General features: G+C 36.9%; 20 protein-coding genes. 16 read left to right on the forward strand and 4 right to left on the reverse strand.

The features are described 5' to 3' along the window. Positions 1-7 precede the first annotated feature (7 nt). The 16 genes from proC to YQ22_RS05405 all read left to right on the forward strand — a co-directional run bounded on the left by proC (position 8) and on the right by YQ22_RS05405 (position 16,421). Positions 8-823 carry a pyrroline-5-carboxylate reductase gene (gene proC, locus YQ22_RS05330; protein ID WP_071340353.1) on the forward strand — a complete coding sequence of 272 codons (816 nt, stop codon included), beginning with the start codon at positions 8-10 and terminating at the stop codon, positions 821-823. Then, positions 816-1,604 (forward strand): glutamate 5-kinase, encoded by a 789-nt coding sequence (proB, locus tag YQ22_RS05335; protein ID WP_071340354.1) that lies wholly within the window; start codon positions 816-818, stop codon positions 1,602-1,604. The genes proC and proB overlap by 8 nt, the downstream gene beginning before the upstream one ends. Continuing rightward, positions 1,604-2,803: a glutamate-5-semialdehyde dehydrogenase gene (locus YQ22_RS05340; protein ID WP_071340355.1), complete on the forward strand. Its 1,200-nt coding sequence runs from the start codon at positions 1,604-1,606 to the stop codon at positions 2,801-2,803. The genes proB and YQ22_RS05340 overlap by 1 nt, the downstream gene beginning before the upstream one ends. A gap of 27 nt (positions 2,804-2,830) precedes the next feature. Then, positions 2,831-3,679, forward strand: a complete 849-nt coding sequence (locus YQ22_RS05345) for a GNAT family N-acetyltransferase (RefSeq protein WP_071340356.1) — start codon at positions 2,831-2,833, stop codon at positions 3,677-3,679. Positions 3,680-3,837: 158 nt separating this feature from the next. Further along, entirely contained in the window at positions 3,838-4,539 is a 702-nt protein-coding gene (locus tag YQ22_RS05350; protein WP_071340357.1) for an NUDIX hydrolase, read from the forward strand. A 62-nt stretch (positions 4,540-4,601) separates the two neighbouring features. Then, positions 4,602-5,444 carry a sugar phosphate isomerase/epimerase family protein gene (locus YQ22_RS05355; protein WP_442914839.1) on the forward strand — a complete coding sequence of 281 codons (843 nt, stop codon included), beginning with the start codon at positions 4,602-4,604 and terminating at the stop codon, positions 5,442-5,444. 166 nt (positions 5,445-5,610) lie between these two features. Then, the gene (locus YQ22_RS05360) at positions 5,611-6,123 is read left to right on the forward strand and encodes a hypothetical protein (protein ID WP_071340359.1); all 513 of its coding nucleotides are present in this window, start codon (positions 5,611-5,613) and stop codon (positions 6,121-6,123) included. Positions 6,124-6,911: 788 nt separating this feature from the next. Continuing rightward, the gene (locus YQ22_RS05365; protein WP_083414197.1) at positions 6,912-8,186 is read left to right on the forward strand and encodes a metal-dependent hydrolase family protein; all 1,275 of its coding nucleotides are present in this window, start codon (positions 6,912-6,914) and stop codon (positions 8,184-8,186) included. Positions 8,187-8,224: 38 nt separating this feature from the next. Next, complete coding sequence (locus YQ22_RS05370) at positions 8,225-9,985, forward strand: serine hydrolase (protein ID WP_071340360.1); 1,761 nt, start codon at positions 8,225-8,227, stop codon at positions 9,983-9,985. A gap of 103 nt (positions 9,986-10,088) precedes the next feature. Beyond that, complete coding sequence (locus YQ22_RS05375; RefSeq protein ID WP_071340361.1) at positions 10,089-10,481, forward strand: endonuclease domain-containing protein; 393 nt, start codon at positions 10,089-10,091, stop codon at positions 10,479-10,481. Between the two features lie 359 nt (positions 10,482-10,840). Next, entirely contained in the window at positions 10,841-11,323 is a 483-nt protein-coding gene (locus YQ22_RS05380) for a hypothetical protein (protein ID WP_071340362.1), read from the forward strand. Between the two features lie 244 nt (positions 11,324-11,567). Continuing rightward, positions 11,568-12,740, forward strand: coding sequence for a Shedu anti-phage system protein SduA domain-containing protein (locus YQ22_RS05385; RefSeq protein WP_156894536.1), 1,173 nt, complete (start codon positions 11,568-11,570; stop codon positions 12,738-12,740). 214 nt (positions 12,741-12,954) lie between these two features. Further along, positions 12,955-13,629, forward strand: coding sequence for a hypothetical protein (locus YQ22_RS05390; protein WP_071340363.1), 675 nt, complete (start codon positions 12,955-12,957; stop codon positions 13,627-13,629). A 178-nt stretch (positions 13,630-13,807) separates the two neighbouring features. Beyond that, the gene (locus YQ22_RS05395) at positions 13,808-14,311 is read left to right on the forward strand and encodes a hypothetical protein (protein ID WP_071340364.1); all 504 of its coding nucleotides are present in this window, start codon (positions 13,808-13,810) and stop codon (positions 14,309-14,311) included. 29 nt (positions 14,312-14,340) lie between these two features. Further along, positions 14,341-14,877 carry a DinB family protein gene (locus tag YQ22_RS05400; protein WP_071340365.1) on the forward strand — a complete coding sequence of 179 codons (537 nt, stop codon included), beginning with the start codon at positions 14,341-14,343 and terminating at the stop codon, positions 14,875-14,877. A gap of 305 nt (positions 14,878-15,182) precedes the next feature. Then, complete coding sequence (locus tag YQ22_RS05405) at positions 15,183-16,421, forward strand: DUF2130 domain-containing protein (protein ID WP_058105094.1); 1,239 nt, start codon at positions 15,183-15,185, stop codon at positions 16,419-16,421. 109 nt (positions 16,422-16,530) lie between these two features. Here YQ22_RS05405 and YQ22_RS05410 read toward each other — a convergent pair whose 3' ends face one another. The 4 genes from YQ22_RS05410 to YQ22_RS05425 form a co-directional block, all read right to left on the reverse strand. Next, complete coding sequence (locus tag YQ22_RS05410; protein ID WP_071340366.1) at positions 16,531-16,752, reverse strand: hypothetical protein; 222 nt, start codon at positions 16,750-16,752, stop codon at positions 16,531-16,533. Positions 16,753-16,842: 90 nt separating this feature from the next. Beyond that, a complete protein-coding gene (locus YQ22_RS05415; RefSeq protein ID WP_071340367.1) occupies positions 16,843-17,604 on the reverse strand; it encodes a LytR/AlgR family response regulator transcription factor in 762 nt (253 codons plus the stop codon). Beyond that, on the reverse strand, positions 17,601-18,635 hold the full coding sequence (locus YQ22_RS05420; protein ID WP_071340368.1) for a sensor histidine kinase: 1,035 nt from the start codon (positions 18,633-18,635) through the stop codon (positions 17,601-17,603). Before YQ22_RS05420 ends, YQ22_RS05415 begins: the two co-directional genes overlap by 4 nt. A 124-nt stretch (positions 18,636-18,759) precedes the next feature. Then, positions 18,760-19,143 carry a hypothetical protein gene (locus YQ22_RS05425; RefSeq protein WP_071340369.1) on the reverse strand — a complete coding sequence of 128 codons (384 nt, stop codon included), beginning with the start codon at positions 19,141-19,143 and terminating at the stop codon, positions 18,760-18,762. Between the last annotated feature and the right edge of the window lie 126 nt (positions 19,144-19,269).

The following is a 19,269-nucleotide window of genomic DNA, read 5'->3' on the forward strand; positions in this document are numbered from 1 at the left end:
AGAATTCATGAAGATATTAGTAATAGGAGCAGGTAACATGGGCTTAACGTATGCTGAGGGCATGTCCAAATCAAAATTACTTAAGAAAAGGAATATAATGGTGCTTGACACTTCTGAAGAAAAATTGGAGGAATTAAAAGAAAATCCTCAATTTGATGCTTTTGATGACCTTAAAAATTGTGCCCCACAGGCAGATATCATTTTTATTGCCGTTAAACCGTACCATGCCGAAAGTGTTTTTTTAAAGCTGAATCCGTTAGTAAAACCTGGCCAAATCATGATATCGATCATGGCGGGCGTTACCATAGATACCATAAAACAATTAACGGGACTCACAAAAATAGTTCGTGCCATGCCTAATTTACCGGCACAGATCGGTAAAGGCCTCACCTCTTTTGTAGCCTCTGAAGATGTTACCAGAATTGAGCTGTTGACTATTGAAAGTCTTTTGGACACCACAGGTAAATCTATATTGGTTAGTGATGAAAACTTTATTGACGCCTCTACGGGTATTTCAGGTAGTGGACCGGCCTATGTTTTTTACTTTATGCAAAGTATGATGGAGGCCGCTTTAAAAATGGGCTTTACCCCAAGTGTTTCTAAAGTACTGGTAGCACAGACCTTTACAGGAGCCATTGAACTTTTTAACCAAAATGAACTATCGCCAAATTCTTGGATGGACAAGGTAGCAAGTAAGGGTGGTACTACCCGTGCAGCCTTAGACTCTATGGAAAATAACAATGTTGGTGAATTAATTAAAGAAGCAGCGTTCGCAGCATTTGAACGTGCAGTAGAACTTGGAAAAGAAAAAGTAAATGTATAAACAGAAAATAGTAATTAAGGTAGGTACTAACGTCATGACCAATAAGGACAATCGTATAGTGAGACCGGTATTACGAAATTTGGTACAACAGATTGCAGAATTATATGAACGTGATATTTTAACCGTATTGGTATCATCAGGGTCGGTAATTGCAGGCCGTGAGGTGCTTGGTACGTCATCTATAGAGAACGACACGCAACGTAGACAGGTATATTCATCAATTGGCCAACCTAGAATGATGCGATTATACTATAACATTTTTCATGATTATGGTATGAAATGTGCTCAGGTACTGCCTACAAAACGCGATTTTACACCTGGTGTACACAGACAGAACATGATCAATTGCGTAGAAGGTCTGTTGTCCGAAGGGGTAATACCGATCGCCAACGAAGATGATGCCGTATCTGTCACCATGAGTATGTTTTCCGATAATGACGAACTGGCAAGTTTAATAGCTCAGCTGATAGATGCTGACAAGCTGATTATTCTAACGGATATTGACGGACTCTATACCGGTAACCCTAACGAAGAAAGCAGCGACCTTATAGCACATGTTAATCCTGAAGAAAATCTAGAAGAATTTATTCAAGATAACACTAAAAAAGCCGGTGAAGGTCGTGGTGGCATGGGTTCTAAATTAGATTACGCTCAGCAAGCCGCCGCAAAAAACATACCTACGTTTATTGCCAACGGTAAAAAAGATCGGACGATCATTGATATTATAGAAGGAAAAAATGTGGGTACAAAAGTTACCCTTGAAGAAAAAGCAGAAGCATAATGAAGATAATTTCAACAGAAATAAAAAATAAGGTTTTAAATAGTATGATGTTACTTTTGGATACCAATCGAAGTAGCATTCTCAACGCCAACAAGAAAGATCTTGATTTGTTTACCAAAGAAGATCAAGCTATGTATGATAGACTCATTGTAACCAACGGCAAAATTGATGGTATGATCGGATCTATTAAAGAGGTGATGTCTCAAGAAGATCCTGTGGGTAAAATCATTTCGACCAAAAATTTGGATAACGGATTAGATATTACCAACAAAACAGCTCCTTTTGGTACAATCATGATCATCTATGAATCTAGGCCCGATGTAACAATTGAGGCAGCGGTTCTTGCTTTTAAGGCCAACAACAAAATATTGCTAAAAGGTGGTAAAGAAGCGCTTTACAGTAATACGATTCTTGTTGAACTATGGCACAAGGCATTAGAGGAGAATGGACTGTCTAAAGACTACATTCAACAATTGACCATGAACAGGGAAGAAACGCAAGAGTTCTTAAGAAACCCTACTGAAAAACTTGACCTCATTGTACCTAGAGGAGGTGAACGCCTCATTAACTTTGTAAAGGAACATGCAAAATGTGCCGTGTTGGTTAGCGGAAGAGGAAATAACTTTTTATTTGTAGATAAAGAAGCAGATTGGGAAAAAAGCGTTAAGGTCATCATGAACGCCAAAACCGAAAAAATATCGGCATGTAATGCTTTGGATAAAATATTGATCAATTCCAATATTGAAAATTACGAGCAGAAATTAGCGGATATTTACCAACTTTTAAATGCAAATGGTGTGGAAACATTGGTTGATGCCGATGTAAACAATATTCTAAAAGATGCTCAACAAATACATGATGAAGCAATTTGGAAAGAAGAATTTCTAGCCATGAAATGTTGTTTAGGTGCTGTTGAATCTCTAGATGAAGCGGTAGAAAAAATAAACGATAATTCTGGCGGACACTCTGCCACTATTATGACCACCAATAAAAATACGGCACTACAGTTTATGGAAGAAGTAGATTGTGCCGCAGTATACCAAAACGCATCTACGAGGTTTACAGATGGCGGTCAAATGGGTGTTGGTGCAGAACTTGCGATTAGTACAGATAAATTGCACCACCGTGGTCCATTGGGTCTTAAACAATTGGTAACCAATAAATATTATATATTTGGTAACGGACAAATTCGTGAATAGCATTCTAGTTCCCCTAAAAGTGAAATAATGTTCGAAACAATTGAAAATATAGACGGTGCATTGGTCTATCATGGCAACATGCACAAACGAATCTTTTTTTCTGAAGCAGAAAATGTCAACCTAGACCATTTACTTCTTAAAATGAAAGATTTGGCCAAAAAGAAAAACTACGAAAAAATACTTGGCAAAGCATCTGAAAAAGGTGTTAAGGTTTTAAAATCAAAAGGGTTTGTAGTGGAGGCTAAAATACCAAGTTTGTATCGTGGTACAGTTGATGGCTATTTTCTTGCAGAATACACCAAGCAAGAACGTCTTGCCCATGATGAAAAGACCAAAAAGACCATTAGCTCGGTAAAGACCATTGCAGAAGCCGCTAATAAACCTCAAACAGATCCACATCTTCAAATGCCTAGTAAACTGAAAATAAGGTCACTAACGGACTCGGATTTCAAAAATTTAGAAGATTTACATCAGAAAGCGTATAAATATCACCCGCATCAAATTAAGAATGCGGAATACTTCTCTAAATTAAAGAGTTTGAACCATGAGTTCTATGGGCTCTTTCAAAATGGTCAATTACTGGTTTCTGCCATACTTGCCATTAATGAAAGCGAACTGAATATGGAGATTGTAGATTTTGTAACCCATCCAGATTTTAGAGGTCAAAATCTTTCTTATTACCTAGTACAGGATATTAAGGGGCAAATGAATATTTATGGATGCAAAACCCTTTATACCATGGTTAGGGCTACCTCATATGGTTTAAACATCACCTTTAGCAAACATGGGTTTGTTCTTGCGGGCACCCTTACCAATAATTGTATGGTAAGAGATGCTATGGAGAGTATGAATGTTTGGTATTACAAAGAAAAGTAATATAACATTACATATAATGAATGCCGGTTTTGAGCCTATAACTACTCAAAATCGGCATTATTTATTTATTGTCTCACTTTATGACAATAATTCTTTGATAGTGTTCAATTTTGTGCTTTATTTGAAAAATAACTATTCAAATTTTATCAAATTCACTCATGAAAGGTGCAAATAATACGAATTACATTCCTAACCTTTCTTATGACTGTGTCATATTTGGTTTTAATGGTAAGTCGTTAAAAATACTCATTCTTGAATATCATAACACTGGTTTTTTTGCACTACCCGGTGGCTTTATCAGAAAAAATCAAAGTTTAAAAGAAGCCGTACAACAAGGGGTAAAAGAACGTACCGGATTAACCAATGTTTACCTAGATCAGTTTCAGGTATTTGGTGAAGTTGACAGGGCAGATTCTTATGCCATGAGCCGCATTTTAGATGGTAGCAACAAAAATACCCCCGAAAACCAATGGATGATGAATCGTTTTTTAACCGTTGGCCATTACGCACTGATCAATTATGAAGAGGTAAACCCAAAACCAGATCATTTATCTGACAGTATTGGCTGGTACGCAATAGATGATGTTCCAAAATTAATGATGGACCACAATGAAATCGTGGATAAAGCATTAGAGGTTCTTCGTAATAACATTAGCGAAAAATTGATAGGGCTCAACCTATTGCCCCAAAAATTCACCATGAAACAATTACAACAGGTTTTTGAGGCAATCCTAGACCAAAAATTAAGACGTACAAGTTTTCAACGTAAAATGCTGTCGTTGGATATTTTAGAACGTCATGAGAAGCTTTTTGAAGGCAAGGCGCACAAAGCACCTTATCTATACAGCTTTAAACAATAAAAATAATACTCACACTTTATACAACAACAATGAAAAATTCAACTAACAACTTATTTAAATGCATGGCAATTGCCATTTTTATGCTGGGCACGGTAACCACTTATGCCCAAAAGAAATTTGGAGGTCTTGCGCTTTACACGGTCAGAGATGACATGGGCAAAGACGCCAAAGCTACATTACAAGCGGTATCAGATGCAGGATACAAGAATATTGAAGCTGCAGGTTATGAAGATGGAAAATATTATGGTATGACTCCATCTGACTTTAAAGGTTTATTAAAATCTTTAAAACTGAAACCGATCAGTACGCACCAAAGCGCGGTTACCCTTGACAATGCCGATCAAATGATGGCAGATGCCAAAGCCGCAGGTTTTAAGTATTTCGTTGTTCCTATTCCACCAATGGGCATGTTTACCTTTAACCAAGAGAACATGACTATGGGCATGACCGGTACCGTAGAAGAACTGGCGGAAATTTTAACCACCTTAGGCGAAAAAGCAAATAAGGCAGGGTTAAAATTATTATACCATAATCATGATTTTGAATTTAATAAGAATGAAAATGGTATTGTACCCATAGACTACCTATTGGAAAATGTAGACCCAAAATTATTGAACTTTCAAATGGATCTTTATTGGGTAACCAAGGCTAAGGCCAACCCAATTGCTTACTTCAACAAATATCCGGGAAGATTTAAAATTTGGCATGTAAAAGACATGGATGAGCAAGGAAGATTTGCCCCTGTTGGCAAAGGATCTATCGGTTTTGAAAATATCTTGGACAACAAAGAACTTTCTGGCATGAAATATTACATGGTTGAACAGGACATGACTTTTGACGGACTAAAACCTTTAGAAGCTATTAAAATAAGCCATGAAGGCATTAAAGAAATAGGTTTCAAATAAATTTAAATACCAAACAACGGAGATTGCCCCAAGGAATTTATTTTCTTTGGGGTTTTCTTTTTTTTGCACTGTCCAGATTAAACCTTTTATAATTTTTTAGGTCTAAAACTCTTATTAACTATAATCTTACATTTGCACGCGCAAAACCGACTTTAAAATTTATAAAATGAAAATGACCACCAGTTTACGAATGAGAATTATTCACCGCTATCTAGGCTTCTTTCTAGCAGGTATTATGGCTATGTATTCCATAAGCGGAATAATCATGATTTTTAGACAGACCGATTTTCTTAAGAGTGAAAAAATAATTGAGCAGCAATTACAACCAAACTTAAAAGCTGGTGAACTTAGCGGAGCACTACGCATTAAAGGTGGCATAAAACCGGAAAAAACGGAAGGTGATGTAGTCTATTTTAAGCAAGGGCAATACAATAAAGCTACAGGTATGGCAACTATAAAAAAGATGGAACTTCCATTTATCTTAGATAAGATGGAGCACCTACATAAAGCCACGACCAATAGCCCTGTTTATTTCTTGAATATTTTCTTTGGGCTATCATTACTGTTTTTCGTGATTTCATCATTTTGGATGTTTTTACCCAAAACTTCAGTTTTCAAAAAAGGACTTTATTTTTCTTTGGCAGGTATGGTTTTGACTATTATACTGCTATTCGTTTAGTACAAACTCGACTAATTCAAACGTGAACCGTTGTAAGGAACTTTCTTTACAGCGGTTTTTTGTTTTAGCAGCTATCAGTATAGTGACAAAAACGCTAACCTCCCCTCTCGGGAGGGGACCAAAGGGGTGGGTTATCGGGTGTGGTAGATTTTACGGGACATGCTAACCCTAAAGAACCCACCCCTAGCCCCTCCGAGGAGGGGAACAGTTTGTGACTATTATTGGACATTTTAGATAAAACATACTTGGTAACCTTTTTGAAAACACAGCTCCCCAACAACCAAAAATACCCAAAACAAAAACGCTAACCTCCCCTCTCGGGAGGGGATTGAGGGGTGGGTAAATGGGTGCAGAAGATTTCATGGAACATGTTAACCTGTAAGAACCCACCACTAGCTCCTCCGAGGAGGGAATAGTTTGTGACTTTTATTTCACTTTCTAGATAAAAATGTGGTGGTAACCTTTTCGAAAACGCAGCTCCCCAACAACCAAAAAACCCCAAAACTAAGACGAAAACCTCCCCTCTCGGGAGGGGACCAAAGGGGTGGGTAATCGGGTGCAGAAGATTTCATGGAACATGCTAACCTGTAAGGACCCACCCCTAACCCCTCCTAGGAGGGGAATAGTTTGTGACTGTTTAAACTCCATCCATTAACCTTTAATTAATCAAACTTCTGTATCTTTCCATAAGCAAAGTACTCTCCCCTAACACTTTATAACATTATCTTTATCATAAATCCATAACCATTGGATTTTTTAAAAAAACCGTAAAACAAATATCTGACCAAATGAAAAAAGTTTTAACCCTTCTTATCCTTTTAGCAACTACATCATCCGTTTTAGCACAATCAAAACTCATAAAAGCAGCTTCTTTTTTAGATGTTAGAACCGGTAAATTAATTTCACCTGCCAACCTGCTCATTGAAAACGGAAATATTAAATCCATTAATCCGAAGGCATTGCCTGAAGGTTTGGAAACGATTGACTTAACCGGTAAAATATTGTTACCCGGGCTTATGGACATGCACGTGCATATAGATGGGGAATTTAAAGGTAGTTGGGACTATGTTTATAAGGAAAGTGCCAGTCAAGGTACTATTAGGGCTGTTGCAAATGCTGAAAAAACATTGATGGCAGGCTTTACCACCATAAGAAGTATAGGGCAATTACATATTACCCCAGAGTTAATTGATGTTGCCGTTTCAGAGGCTTCTGACCAAGGTACTATTGCCGCACCACGAATTATTCCATCGGGACATATGATCACCATTAGCGGCGGACACGGGGATATTTCTTTAGGACTAGCGGAAGGATTGGTTACCGTAGGTCCAAATGACGGAGTGATCAATGGTAAGTATGATGCCATAGAAGCGGTAAGATATCAAATTAAGCATGGTGCCAAATTCATAAAAATGCACGCCACGGCAGGTGTGCTCTCTATGGAAGATGCCATTGGCGCCCAACAACTAAGCAATGAGGAAATGAAAACCATTGTTGACGAAGCTGCTAGGCATCATATTAAAGTTGCCGCCCACGCACATGGTACAGAAGGTATTAAAGAGGCGATAAAAGCCGGCGTGTACTCTATTGAACATGGGTCTATTATAGATGATGAAGGCATTCAACTTATGAAAGAAAATGGTGTTTATCTAGTACCTACCAGGGGACTGGCCACTATAATAGAACCCATGATAGACAAAATGGATCCCGTTATGGCCGGTAAGGCAGAATATGTAATGCCCATTGCCAAACAAAACCTTACCAAAGCTATCAAAGCAGATGTCAAAATTGCTTTTGGGACGGACACACCTATTATTCCCCATGGAAAAAACGCCATTGAATTTGCGGCATTAATAGATTGTGGCATGAGTACTAAAGAGGCTATCAAAACCGCTACTACCAATAGTGCAGAAATGCTAGGGCTCAAGGATCGTGGTGAATTAAAAGAAGGTATGCTCGCAGATATTATTGCCGTAGACACTAATCCAATTGAAGATATCTCCACTTTGGAACACGTAAAATTCGTGATGAAAAACGGTACAGTTTATAAGAATGAAAAATAAATAACCTTTTAGAATTCAATCAATCAAAAAAACAAATTATGAAATCATTACATCGCAGTATTAGCAGTTTGTTACTTACTTGCTTATCTGTTATGCTTTTAATAAGCACTGCAGCAATCGGGCAATCAAAATCAGACGATATAGATGCACTCCTAGATCAATATCTCTCATATGGCAAATTCAATGGCTCTGCCCTAGTTGCCAAAGATGGTGAGGTTATTCTTAAAAAGGGTTATGGTATGGCGAATATGGAGTGGGATATCCCTAACAGTCCCAACACAAAACATCGTTTAGGATCGATCACCAAGCAATTTACCGCCATGCTTATTCTTCAATTGGCATCGGATGGAAAGTTAGATCTTCAAGCTCCCATAACCACATACTTACCAGAATATCCAAAAACTACCGGAGACCAGATTACCACCCACCATTTATTGACCCATACCGCCGGTATACCCAACTACACCTCATTTCCTAAGTTTTTTGAAGAAGATAGTCGCGACCCATATTCGCCAGAAGAGTTCACTAAAAAGTTTCAGGATATGGAATTGGAGTTTACCCCTGGGGAAAGATTCAATTATAGCAATTCGGGGTACTTTCTTTTGGGTTTGCTTGTTGAAAAACTATCCGGCAAAACGTATGAAGAAATGCTAACGGAACATATATTTTCTCCACTGGGAATGAAAGATTCCGGATATGACCATCACTCCAACATCCTTAAAAATAGAGCTACAGGCTATGAAAAAAATGGGAACGAATTCATTAATGCTCCTTACCTAGATATGTCCATTCCGTATGCCGCAGGATCTCTCTATTCTACCGTAGAAGATTTATATCTGTGGGATCAAGCGCTATATACCAACAAATTGTTACCCCAAAAATATATGGATATGTATTTTAAACCATACATACCTGCATTTGGCAGTTTTCACTATGCCTACGGATGGATGACCGGTAATGAAGCTCTTGGGAATACAACGGATAGTATTGCCGTAATTAGCCATGGTGGTGGAATCAACGGATTCAACACACAAATTTCCAGAGCGCCATCAAACCGATCATTGATTGTGCTTTTAAATAATACAGGCGGCGCTCCCTTAGGTCAAATTACGCAAGCTATTCTCGGTATTATAAACGATAAGAGCTATGACCTCCCAAAAGCTTCCTTGGCATCTAAAGTTTTAGAGGTCATAGAGACAGAAGGTATTGATGCAGGAGTAGCCTTTTATGAGAAAAATAAAGACAATCAAGATTTTGATGTCAATGAAAATGAGATGAACCAAGCGGGATATAAATTATTAAGGTCTAACAAAACCAAAGAAGCTATTCAAGTCTTTAAGTTGAATGTAGACGCGTATCCAAATTCCGCCAATGTATATGATAGTTATGCCGAAGCGTTAATGAAATCAGGTGATAATAATGGTGCTATTGAAAACTATACCAAAACGGTAGAAATGAATCCTGGAAATATAAATGCGATAGAAATTTTGAAAAAACTTGATGTAGATACCAGCAGTCTCACAAAAGAGTTTGAAGTACCAGAAGCACTACTGGAAAGTTACCTAGGCGTCTACGAATTGATGCCCACTTTTAAAATTACGATTACCAAAGATGGTAAACAATTAAAAGCACAGGCAACGGGGCAGCCATCGTTCAATATTTTCGCCAAATCGAAAGATACTTTTTACTTAAAAGAAGTTGCCGCACAAATTCAGTTCATAAAAAACGAAAACGGAAATACAGAAAGTTTGACCCTATTTCAAAACGGACAGGAAATGAACGGTATGAAGGTGGAGTAGTGTGAGATTGTTTAGTTTTAGAACGTAGACACCTTAACATCAAAACAAGAAGCCCCGAAAATCTTGCCCCAACCCTAAAGGGTGGATTTTCTACAATACAGAAATGAAAAAAGATAAAACAAACGTATCTGGAATGCACCATGGAGCAACACCTTCGGTATTTAGAAATGCTGCAAAACTGAGAGCTTCTATGACTGAAACAGAATGTATTTTATGGAATTATCTCAAAACCAAACCACAAGGTTATAAGTTTAGAAGGCAACACCCTATTGCAGGTTATGTTCTAGATTTTTATTGTCATAAACTAAAGTTATCCATTGAAATTGATGGTGGTTATCATCTAAAACTAGAGCAAATAGAAAAAGACAAAGAAAGAACCACGTATCTAAAAGATATTGGTATTTCCGAACTAAGATTCACAAATGATCAAGTACTAAATGATTTTAAAGGGCTAATTGATCACATTAACTCAATATTGCGCGCGGGCACCCTTTAGGGTCGGGGCGAGCGTCGGCATCATTAAAACATAACTCCCCAACAACCAACGAACCCAAAAACAAAGACGAAAACCTCCCCTCTTGGGAGGGGACCAAAGGGGTGGGTTCTTAGGTGTTCTGATCTCAATTATAAACCTCCCCGCCCCATAGTAGGCAGCCCCTTTATTTTTCTGACAGTTTTACGGAAAACCGTAAGAAAATATGCCGAAAACTTCTTTATATTGCAAGTGCAAGCAAAGTATACTCCCCTACTACTTTAACTGAAAATATTACACATATATTTTAATATTTGCGAATATGTGTAATTGTACACATACACAATAGTTGTACCACATTTAAGAATACTTAACCAAACTGAATGGAATTGTTTCCTTCTAAAAATTTCAAAGCAGAATTGAGAAGTGATTACTCAATCTCAATGCAAAATCTGAAATCAAATACAGATATTACTGATTCACTAACTTCTGCTCCGACTAATAAAGCCTTTCGCGGACAAGTAAATGAAAATGGATTTAAAATAATATCATCTGAAATTGGTCGTGGAGCAGTATGCGTTATAGTTGGGGAATTTGAAGGTAAAACAGGCGAAATTGAAATTCGAATACACAAGGCATTTAAAGTGATGTTTTCAATTTTAATGCTAATGCCAATTATCGGTTTTGGAATCGCAATTTTCACGAATGGACTTGAAAAATCATACGGTATAATTATCCCAATGTTGATGGGGATTTTATTTGTGAGGTTTGTCTTTATGGAATTAGGGTTTCGATTTATATCGAATACAGGAATCAATAAGCTGACTGATATACTTACGATAAGAGAACTAAAGAAAACGCAATAAAACGTGGTACAACACAACCTATAAACAATACGGGTTTCGGGCTTAATCGAAAGGTTTGTGTATTTTTATGAAGTCCGCAAAATCTTTGGGATTTTGCTTTCGAACAAAAAAGAAAAAACAAAACCAAAAGATTTCGCTATGTGCATGGCGGAAAGCAAACACTAGTTTGCTCCCGTACTGTTCATAGCCACACCGTTGCCAGCAATGCGAAAAAAAATTAGCAAATAATAAAATATAAGATTTAATGCGCGATAAGACAACAGAATCCGAAATAATTGATAACTACAAGTTAGAAAGACTCTACAATCACGAAATTGAGAACGGAAGATTCTTTAAGGTTGTTTTTCCTGATGAAGATACTGCCGATTTACAATTAGCTGCGAAAACCTATATGCAGGTAAAATTTTTGCCAAGTCGGAATGATATTGAAGGATTTGATATTATTAAATTGGTAAGAGGAAAAGAAACTCAACGAATATCATTTTCTAAATTTAATTTTGCTCAATTAGAGTTATTTCTAAATTTTATACACGATTTAGATTTAAGTACTATTTCTGAACGTAGATTAAAACTTTCAGAAAACTCATTGGACATTCTGGATGAATCAACCAAAAAAACTATAGCTACACTACTTCAAGGAGATGAGGGAGCGGATTTAATTCAGCAACTTTTAGACAATGAAATAATTACAAGTCAGGATATTGTCAATACTGGCTTTAGGAAAAATCAGTTGAAAATTTTCGAGAAATTAATAAAAGAAAAAGAATATTGGAAACAGTACAGGAAAGAAGAAAGTGAAATTTTAGAAATGGTTTCTAAAAAAGAAGATAAGGGCTTCGTTCTTAAAGAAAATTCAAAGGAAGAGATTACTTGGCAGTATTTTTTTAATAAAAACGCTTGGATTTTCGGTTATGGTTTAGATTACAGATACCAAAATATTTTACAACGAGAATTTTCAGCTTCTGACACAGATGCTGCTGGAAAAGAACAAGTCAACGCAGACTTTTTAATTGGAGATAATTACTTTACGACTTTTGTTGAATTAAAAACACCAAACACGGAATTATTTGTGAATACGGACAGTGGTAAAAATCGTTCTGGAAGTTGGTCTTTATCTACTAAATTAATTTATGGAGTTTCGCAAATCTTGGAACAGAAAGCGATGGGGCAAATTAAATTAGAGAAAGAGCCTTATAACGATAGAGAAGAAAAAATAACCCAGAAAGGTTACGATTCGAAATGTATTTTGGTAGTAGGAAATTTAATGAATGAAATAGAAAATTCGAATGACAGTAGTAAGATAAAAGAAATCAAAAAGAAAACATTTGAATTGTACAGGAGGGATTCTAAAAACATCGAAATCTTAACTTTTGACGAATTATATAACAGAGCTAATTACATTTGCAACAAGGCATAAAGCACAGTTGGCAACAATGTATATAAACATAGCTAATATGGGCTTTCCAAGAGGTTTGTGTGTATTTGCAAAAACCGCCAAATTCTTTAATTTGGCTTTTTGATAAAAATTAATATAAAAAGAAAATTAAAAAATTCGGCTCGTGTATAATCCGAAAAGTTAGCGTCAATTTACACGCTACGTTTCATATACAAGACCGTTGCCATTAATTTGAATGAAACTAACTGATCAAATAAAAATCCGAGAGCTGAAATTTAAACCAAAGGTTAAAATTCTAGAAAAAACTGTTGAATTGAACGACATCGGAATTTCAATTCCAATACCCAATGGATTTACAGTGGATGACGGTGGAATTTTTGAAAATTTTAAAACGGAATATGTTTTTCCAGAAAACTCGGAGTTTTCAAAAAAGGACAGAGAAAACTTTGAAAACGGGATTTTCCCACCTGTTTTTACACTCAAAAAAAATAATGGAAGACCAATTATTGCTTGTTACTTATTCGACTTTAGAGCATTGAAAGGTGGAAGCAACCTGAACATTCGAAGCATAAACAAGTTTGAGTTAATGTGGACACCATATTTAGCAAAAAAGACAAACGAAGTGCCAATGAATGCCAAAAGGATTCTGAAAAATGACTTAACTGGTGCACTTTCGACTGAATATGGATTTGAGTATAAAACCAAAAATGGAACTGAACCAATTCCATCAAGTTTAAAGATATTGACTTACGAAGTTGGGAATTTTGTATTGACTTTTTATTTAGTTTATGACAATGCGAATGACTTGGGACAAACCGAATTGGATTCTTTCATTGACCAAATAAAAACTAATGGCAACAATGGTTATAATTCATTGTGGCAAAAAGGCAAATCGATGTTCAATCTATAAATCTAAATGCTGCATTTCGGCGGAATAATCCTACGAATGATTTTACAACGAAATCAAAGCCGAGACCGTCTTAAATCCCTATCCAATTTTGAACAAGAAAAACTTCAAAAGAGAAGAAAAGAATTAAACTGTACCAAATGCCAAGGTGAATAATAATTAATGTAATCTATGATTCCCTATGAAAACTATCTTCGCTACATTTCTGGTATTTATACTTCACCTTACCAGCAATGCCCAAGACAGTTTTAAAAAACTTCCACAGGCAGCTAATATCAGTTGCCCAATACTATTGGTTGACGAACATATCATTGCCCATACAAATGTTATCACTTCAAAGGAAGACATTGAAGATATAGCAGTGATAAAAGAAAAACCTAGCCGCAAAGCGCATTTTTATAATCTCACGGCAAACGGTATTTTGTTTGCCAAACTAAAAAAGAAGATACCATCTAAAACACAAGCAGAACTCAATACTTTTTTTAACCTAAAAGAAAACAACCCGGTATATGTTAACGGCTATTTATTGGAGCAGGACACCTATACCATTGCTACAGAAAGTATTGCAACTATAGATCTAATAGCGCCAAATGAAGAAACTGACTTAGACCAAAAAGTCATCAATGTTTGGATTCTCTCCCAAGAAGAGCGAAAAAATGGCTGTTCACTGCAACAAATGGAGTAAATTAGTTGTTCACCTCATCATCGCTCATCATGAAAAAAACAATTCTACTTTTCTCTTTCATTCTATTTTCCTCCATAACCTTGGTTGCCCAACAAGATCAATTTTTAGAAGATAGTATGGAGCGTTTGGAGAACTCCCGCAAGTATTTGCTGTTGGTCGCAGAAATGATGCCCGAAGAAAAATATGGTTACAAAGCCACGGCAGAATCTTTGAGCTTCTCCGAGAATCTAATGCACATTGGTTTTGCACTAGATTGGCATAGCCAGTCGCTCTTAGGTGGTCGTGAAGCCCGTGTATACCAAACCGATACCGTTTTTAAACCTGCCCATAAGACCAAGGCGGAAATGATGGCACGTATAGACCAAACCTTTTCGGAAGCCATTGCCTTGTTAAAGGATTTTGACCCCAAAGCATTGGACGAGCATTTGGACTATTTTGGGCTGGATCGCTCTAAAAGGCAAATATGTATGCTGTTGGCAGACCATATTACCCACCATAGAGGGCAAATGTTGGTTGCCATGCGCTTGAACGGTCTTACGCCACCACGGTACGTTTTGTATCAATAATATTACTCCTGCTTCTTTTTATCGGTATTCATAATAGAAAGCACAATCCCTACCAGCGCAATGCAGACACCGGCAAATATGGCGATCATTACTACACCATTGCTCCAGTTCACCAATGGAAGATTCATTGTTATCATAGTTTGGTCATTTTAATTGCGGTAAATGTAATTTCTAACGGCTGTTTATTCTATGACAATTGTCAGTCCGCCAACAATAACATAGTGTATTTCTGATTGGATTATCGCCTAAAGATTGTATGCCTAATTTGGGTTCTGTATTTTTATAGTTACAAATGATATTTGAACATGGTAGATAAAATTAAATGTCCGAATTGTGCGCATGAGTTTGATGTTGAAGAGGCGCTTTCTGGCAAAATGCAGGCTCATTTTAAGGCTGAATACGAACGTAAAGTGGCAGAGCAGGCAGAGAAATTCAATAAAGAACGTAGAAAGCTTGAACTTGAGGTAGAAGAATTCGAGAAAAAGAAAGAAAAAGAGAACGAGCTTTTTAAAGAGAAGCTGGCGCAACGTCTTGCCAAGGAATCTGAAAAAATACAGAAACAGACCAATGAATCTTTTGAGCAGCAACTGCGTGCCCTACAACAAGAGAACGAGAAAAAGAAAGAGGAGAACAGAGCTTTGCGCGCCCAAGAGATCGATCTTTTAAAACGTGAGAACGAATTAAAGGAGAAAGCCGAGGAACTGAAGATGAACGTGCAAAAAGAGCTATTGGAGAAGCAATCTATCATAGAAGAAAAAGCCAAGGCAAAAGAGCGTGAGGCCATGGCGCTAAAAGAGAAGGAATACCAAAAGCAACTGGACGACCAAAAGAAACTTATTGATGAAATGAAGCGTAAGGCCGAACAAGGTTCTATGCAAATGCAGGGCGAAATACAAGAACTTGCCTTAGAAGAGTTGCTACGTAACACCTACCCTTTTGATAATATAGACGAGGTTGGCAAGGGTATTCGTGGTGCAGATTGTATACAAACGGTCATAAACTCACTTCAGCAGACCTGTGGTTCTATCGTATATGAGAGTAAGCGCACCAAAAACTTCAGTAATGATTGGATCAATAAGCTGAAGCAAGACCAGATCAATTGCAAGGCAGATATTGCGGTGATCGTTACGGAGACCTTTCCACCAGATATGGATCGCTTTGGTGAGAAGAACGGTGTATGGATCTGTGGGTTCAATGAGGTAAAAAGTGTATCGCTGGTGCTGCGCGAATTGCTGCTAAAAACACAATCGATCAAATCATCTGACGAGAACAAGGGCGATAAAATGGAGCTTTTATATTCTTACCTAACCAGTAACGAGTTTGTACAGAATATCAATAGAATTATTGAAAATTATGATTCTATGATCAAGCAACTGAACTACGAGAAAAAAGCCGCCTACAAGAATTTTGCGGTTAGGGAAAAGCAAATTTGGGGCGTTCAAGAGAATATTAACGTGCTGTTTGGTTCTATTAAAGGTATTGCCGGTAACTCATTATCTACCTCAACGATTCTTGACCTTCCGGATGCGGAGATTGATGATTAGTTGTTGGTTGTTGGTTGTTGGTAACATAATGAATTCACTTTGCGCTAAGCACAAAACCCTTAATAAATTATGCGCCAAGCGTGCCACGCATTGCGTTTAGCGTTGGGCGCTAAGCTCTTTTTAATTTGGAATTTAGCCAGGTGATCATCTTTTCAAATCTAAAAGAGATGAATATTAAATATACACAGCTTATAAAACTACCGAAATTACTACTTGATGTATCTTTAAAATAGAACACATTTAAAAGTGTTGCCGCTAAACCTAAAATACCAACAGCAAGAATAAAGTATTTTAAAATTTTCATGGTAAGAGGCTGAATGTGTTTTTGCATGTTTTGGACGATTTTGATAATTAACTACGCCTATATGTAGCATTTTTGTGCAAATTGTTACATGTTTTATGGAAAATAAAAATTTTACTTTCACCTACCTACCCAACTTTTAAAATCCGATGCTTTTGCCTTGCTCACTACAATACGCTCGCTACACGGCGGATGGACTTCTACCAACAGCTTACTGTTAAAGTGTAGTTTTATAGTCACAATAGCTTCTCTGCGTACTATAAATTGCCGGTTGGCCCTATAGAAAAGTGTTGGGTCAAGTGCCTCTTCCACTTCCTCTAACTTGATATCCAAAACATACGAACGCTCTTGTACCGTAACCGCTTTTACCACACCGGTATCTATAAAGAAATAAGCAATATCCCCAGTTTTAATGGGTAACAATTGATCACCGATACCCACTAAAAATGTCTGTTTATACCTATTGGGCTTGATCTGTATTAAATGTAAGAGGCTTTGCATCTGCTGCTCGTCCATACCCTTTTTTTGATTTTGGGCATTAAAGCGATCCAAGGCATCTGAAAGCTCTTCTTGATCAATAGGCTTCAACAGATAATCAATACTATTCACTTTAAATGCCTTTAACGCATACTGGTCATAAGCGGTGGTGAATATAATAGGGATGTTAATAGTGACCTGATCAAAAATCTCAAATGAAATACCGTCTGCCAAGTGAATATCCATAAACACCAAAATACCTTCAAACGGATTACTGAAAAAATCTACGGCAGCCTTAACGGTATCTAACACCGTAACGATCTCAATATTTGGATTGATCTTGGTCAGCAGATACGCCAAGTTATCACTAGCAGCAAGTTCATCTTCTACAATTATTACTTTCATGCCGGTTGGTTTAAGGGCAATTCTACTTTAAATATATCATTTTGGGTGCTTGCCTTAACTTCATTCTTTAGTAAAAGCAAGTAGCGTTTCTTTAAATTGTATAAGCCCGTGCCCATACCTTCTGCCACGGTACTACGCGTACGAATAGGATTTTCCACAAACAACGATTCTTCTGTAGAATACACCTTAACGGTCAACGGGTTGGTAGATGATATCTCATTATGCTTTACAGAATTCTCCACTAACGATTGCAAAGCCAATGGTGGCACTTTACGATCTAAGAGTTTTTCATCTATATCTACCTCTATTCTTATACGATCGCGGTAACGGGTTTCCATTAAATAAATATAGCTACGTAAAAACTTTAGCTCGTCTTTAACGGGCACCAAATTGATCTCGCTACTCTGCAAAATGTAGCGGTACATGTATGAAAGCTTATTTACGAACTGCGTAGCTTTTTCATTCTCACGAATTAATGACGATAACGAGTTTAAGGAGTTGAACAGAAAGTGTGGATCTATCTGGTTTTTAAGGGCGGCAAGCTCATTCTCCAAATTTTGTTGTTTCAACTGTTCATTTTCTATTCTACTTTCTTGCTTATCCGTACTTACCCGTAATAACCTGGCTATAAAAAATAACACTATAGATAGATTGATGAAGGTGAAATTGACCCAACCTTCTTCGTGAGATTCCAATACCCTGCCATTTACCAAAGGATAAAACGCAATAATTACCTTGACCACTACAAATAGCGATACTACATTTATGATCAGAATTAATAGCCATTTTAAAAACGGAGGCCATTTTAAACCATCATAATCTATATTGGCATTTAACTGAATGACCGACCAAGAAAAACAGAAGAAGAATAGATATCTATATAAAAAATCAGTTACCCATGACATGGAGAAATTTAAATTCCCCTCCATAATACCATTATATAGATAGATCGTCTTTGGCAACGATACCAAAATACCTATAAGTAGGGCCGTTTTTACTACTTCGCCCTGTTTAACCTTTGTCAATGCCATGTAATCTCTTTTCTAAATGGTACTTCTCAAATATACCGTAATAATAACTTTGAATTTGTAAAACGTAAAAAAGCCGGCCTTCACAAAAGCAAAGACCAACTTACATTTAAACTACACTAACTTCTTAAAGTGCATAGGCGTCAAAATTGTTTGGCAAATATGCCGCTGTTTCAAAACCTAATTCCACTATTTCTTCCTCTTCAAAAATTTCAAAATCTATTTCAGATAAATTAGCACCTGCATAGGGATCAAAATCAAGGGGCAAATATTCAAAGGTGTCAAAACCTAAGTTTACTTCTTCGGCCATCTCTACCACTTCTATTTCATTGGCGTTTAATTTGCCCATTTCTAAAGATGCTTCTAACTGCGCTTCTAGATCAATAACACAATCTTCAAAAATAGCAGTGATTTCTGCCTTATCTGCTTCCTTTTGTTTCTGTACTCCTTTAAATGATATAAAGGTGACGGCCACTAAGACTACCGCCGATAAAATTTTAATGTTTTTCATGATTTTATAATTTTAAGTTTTTAGAATTGTTTTTCTATACCCCAAAGATATTGAGCAATACCGCAGGCAGATAATATTAGTGACTCAACTGTCGAATTTGCCATCTAAAACAGCTTTAGACAGTTA

The sequence above is a fragment of the Maribacter sp. 1_2014MBL_MicDiv genome (assembly GCF_001865655.1).
Taxonomy (GTDB): Bacteria; Bacteroidota; Bacteroidia; order Flavobacteriales; family Flavobacteriaceae; genus Maribacter; species Maribacter dokdonensis.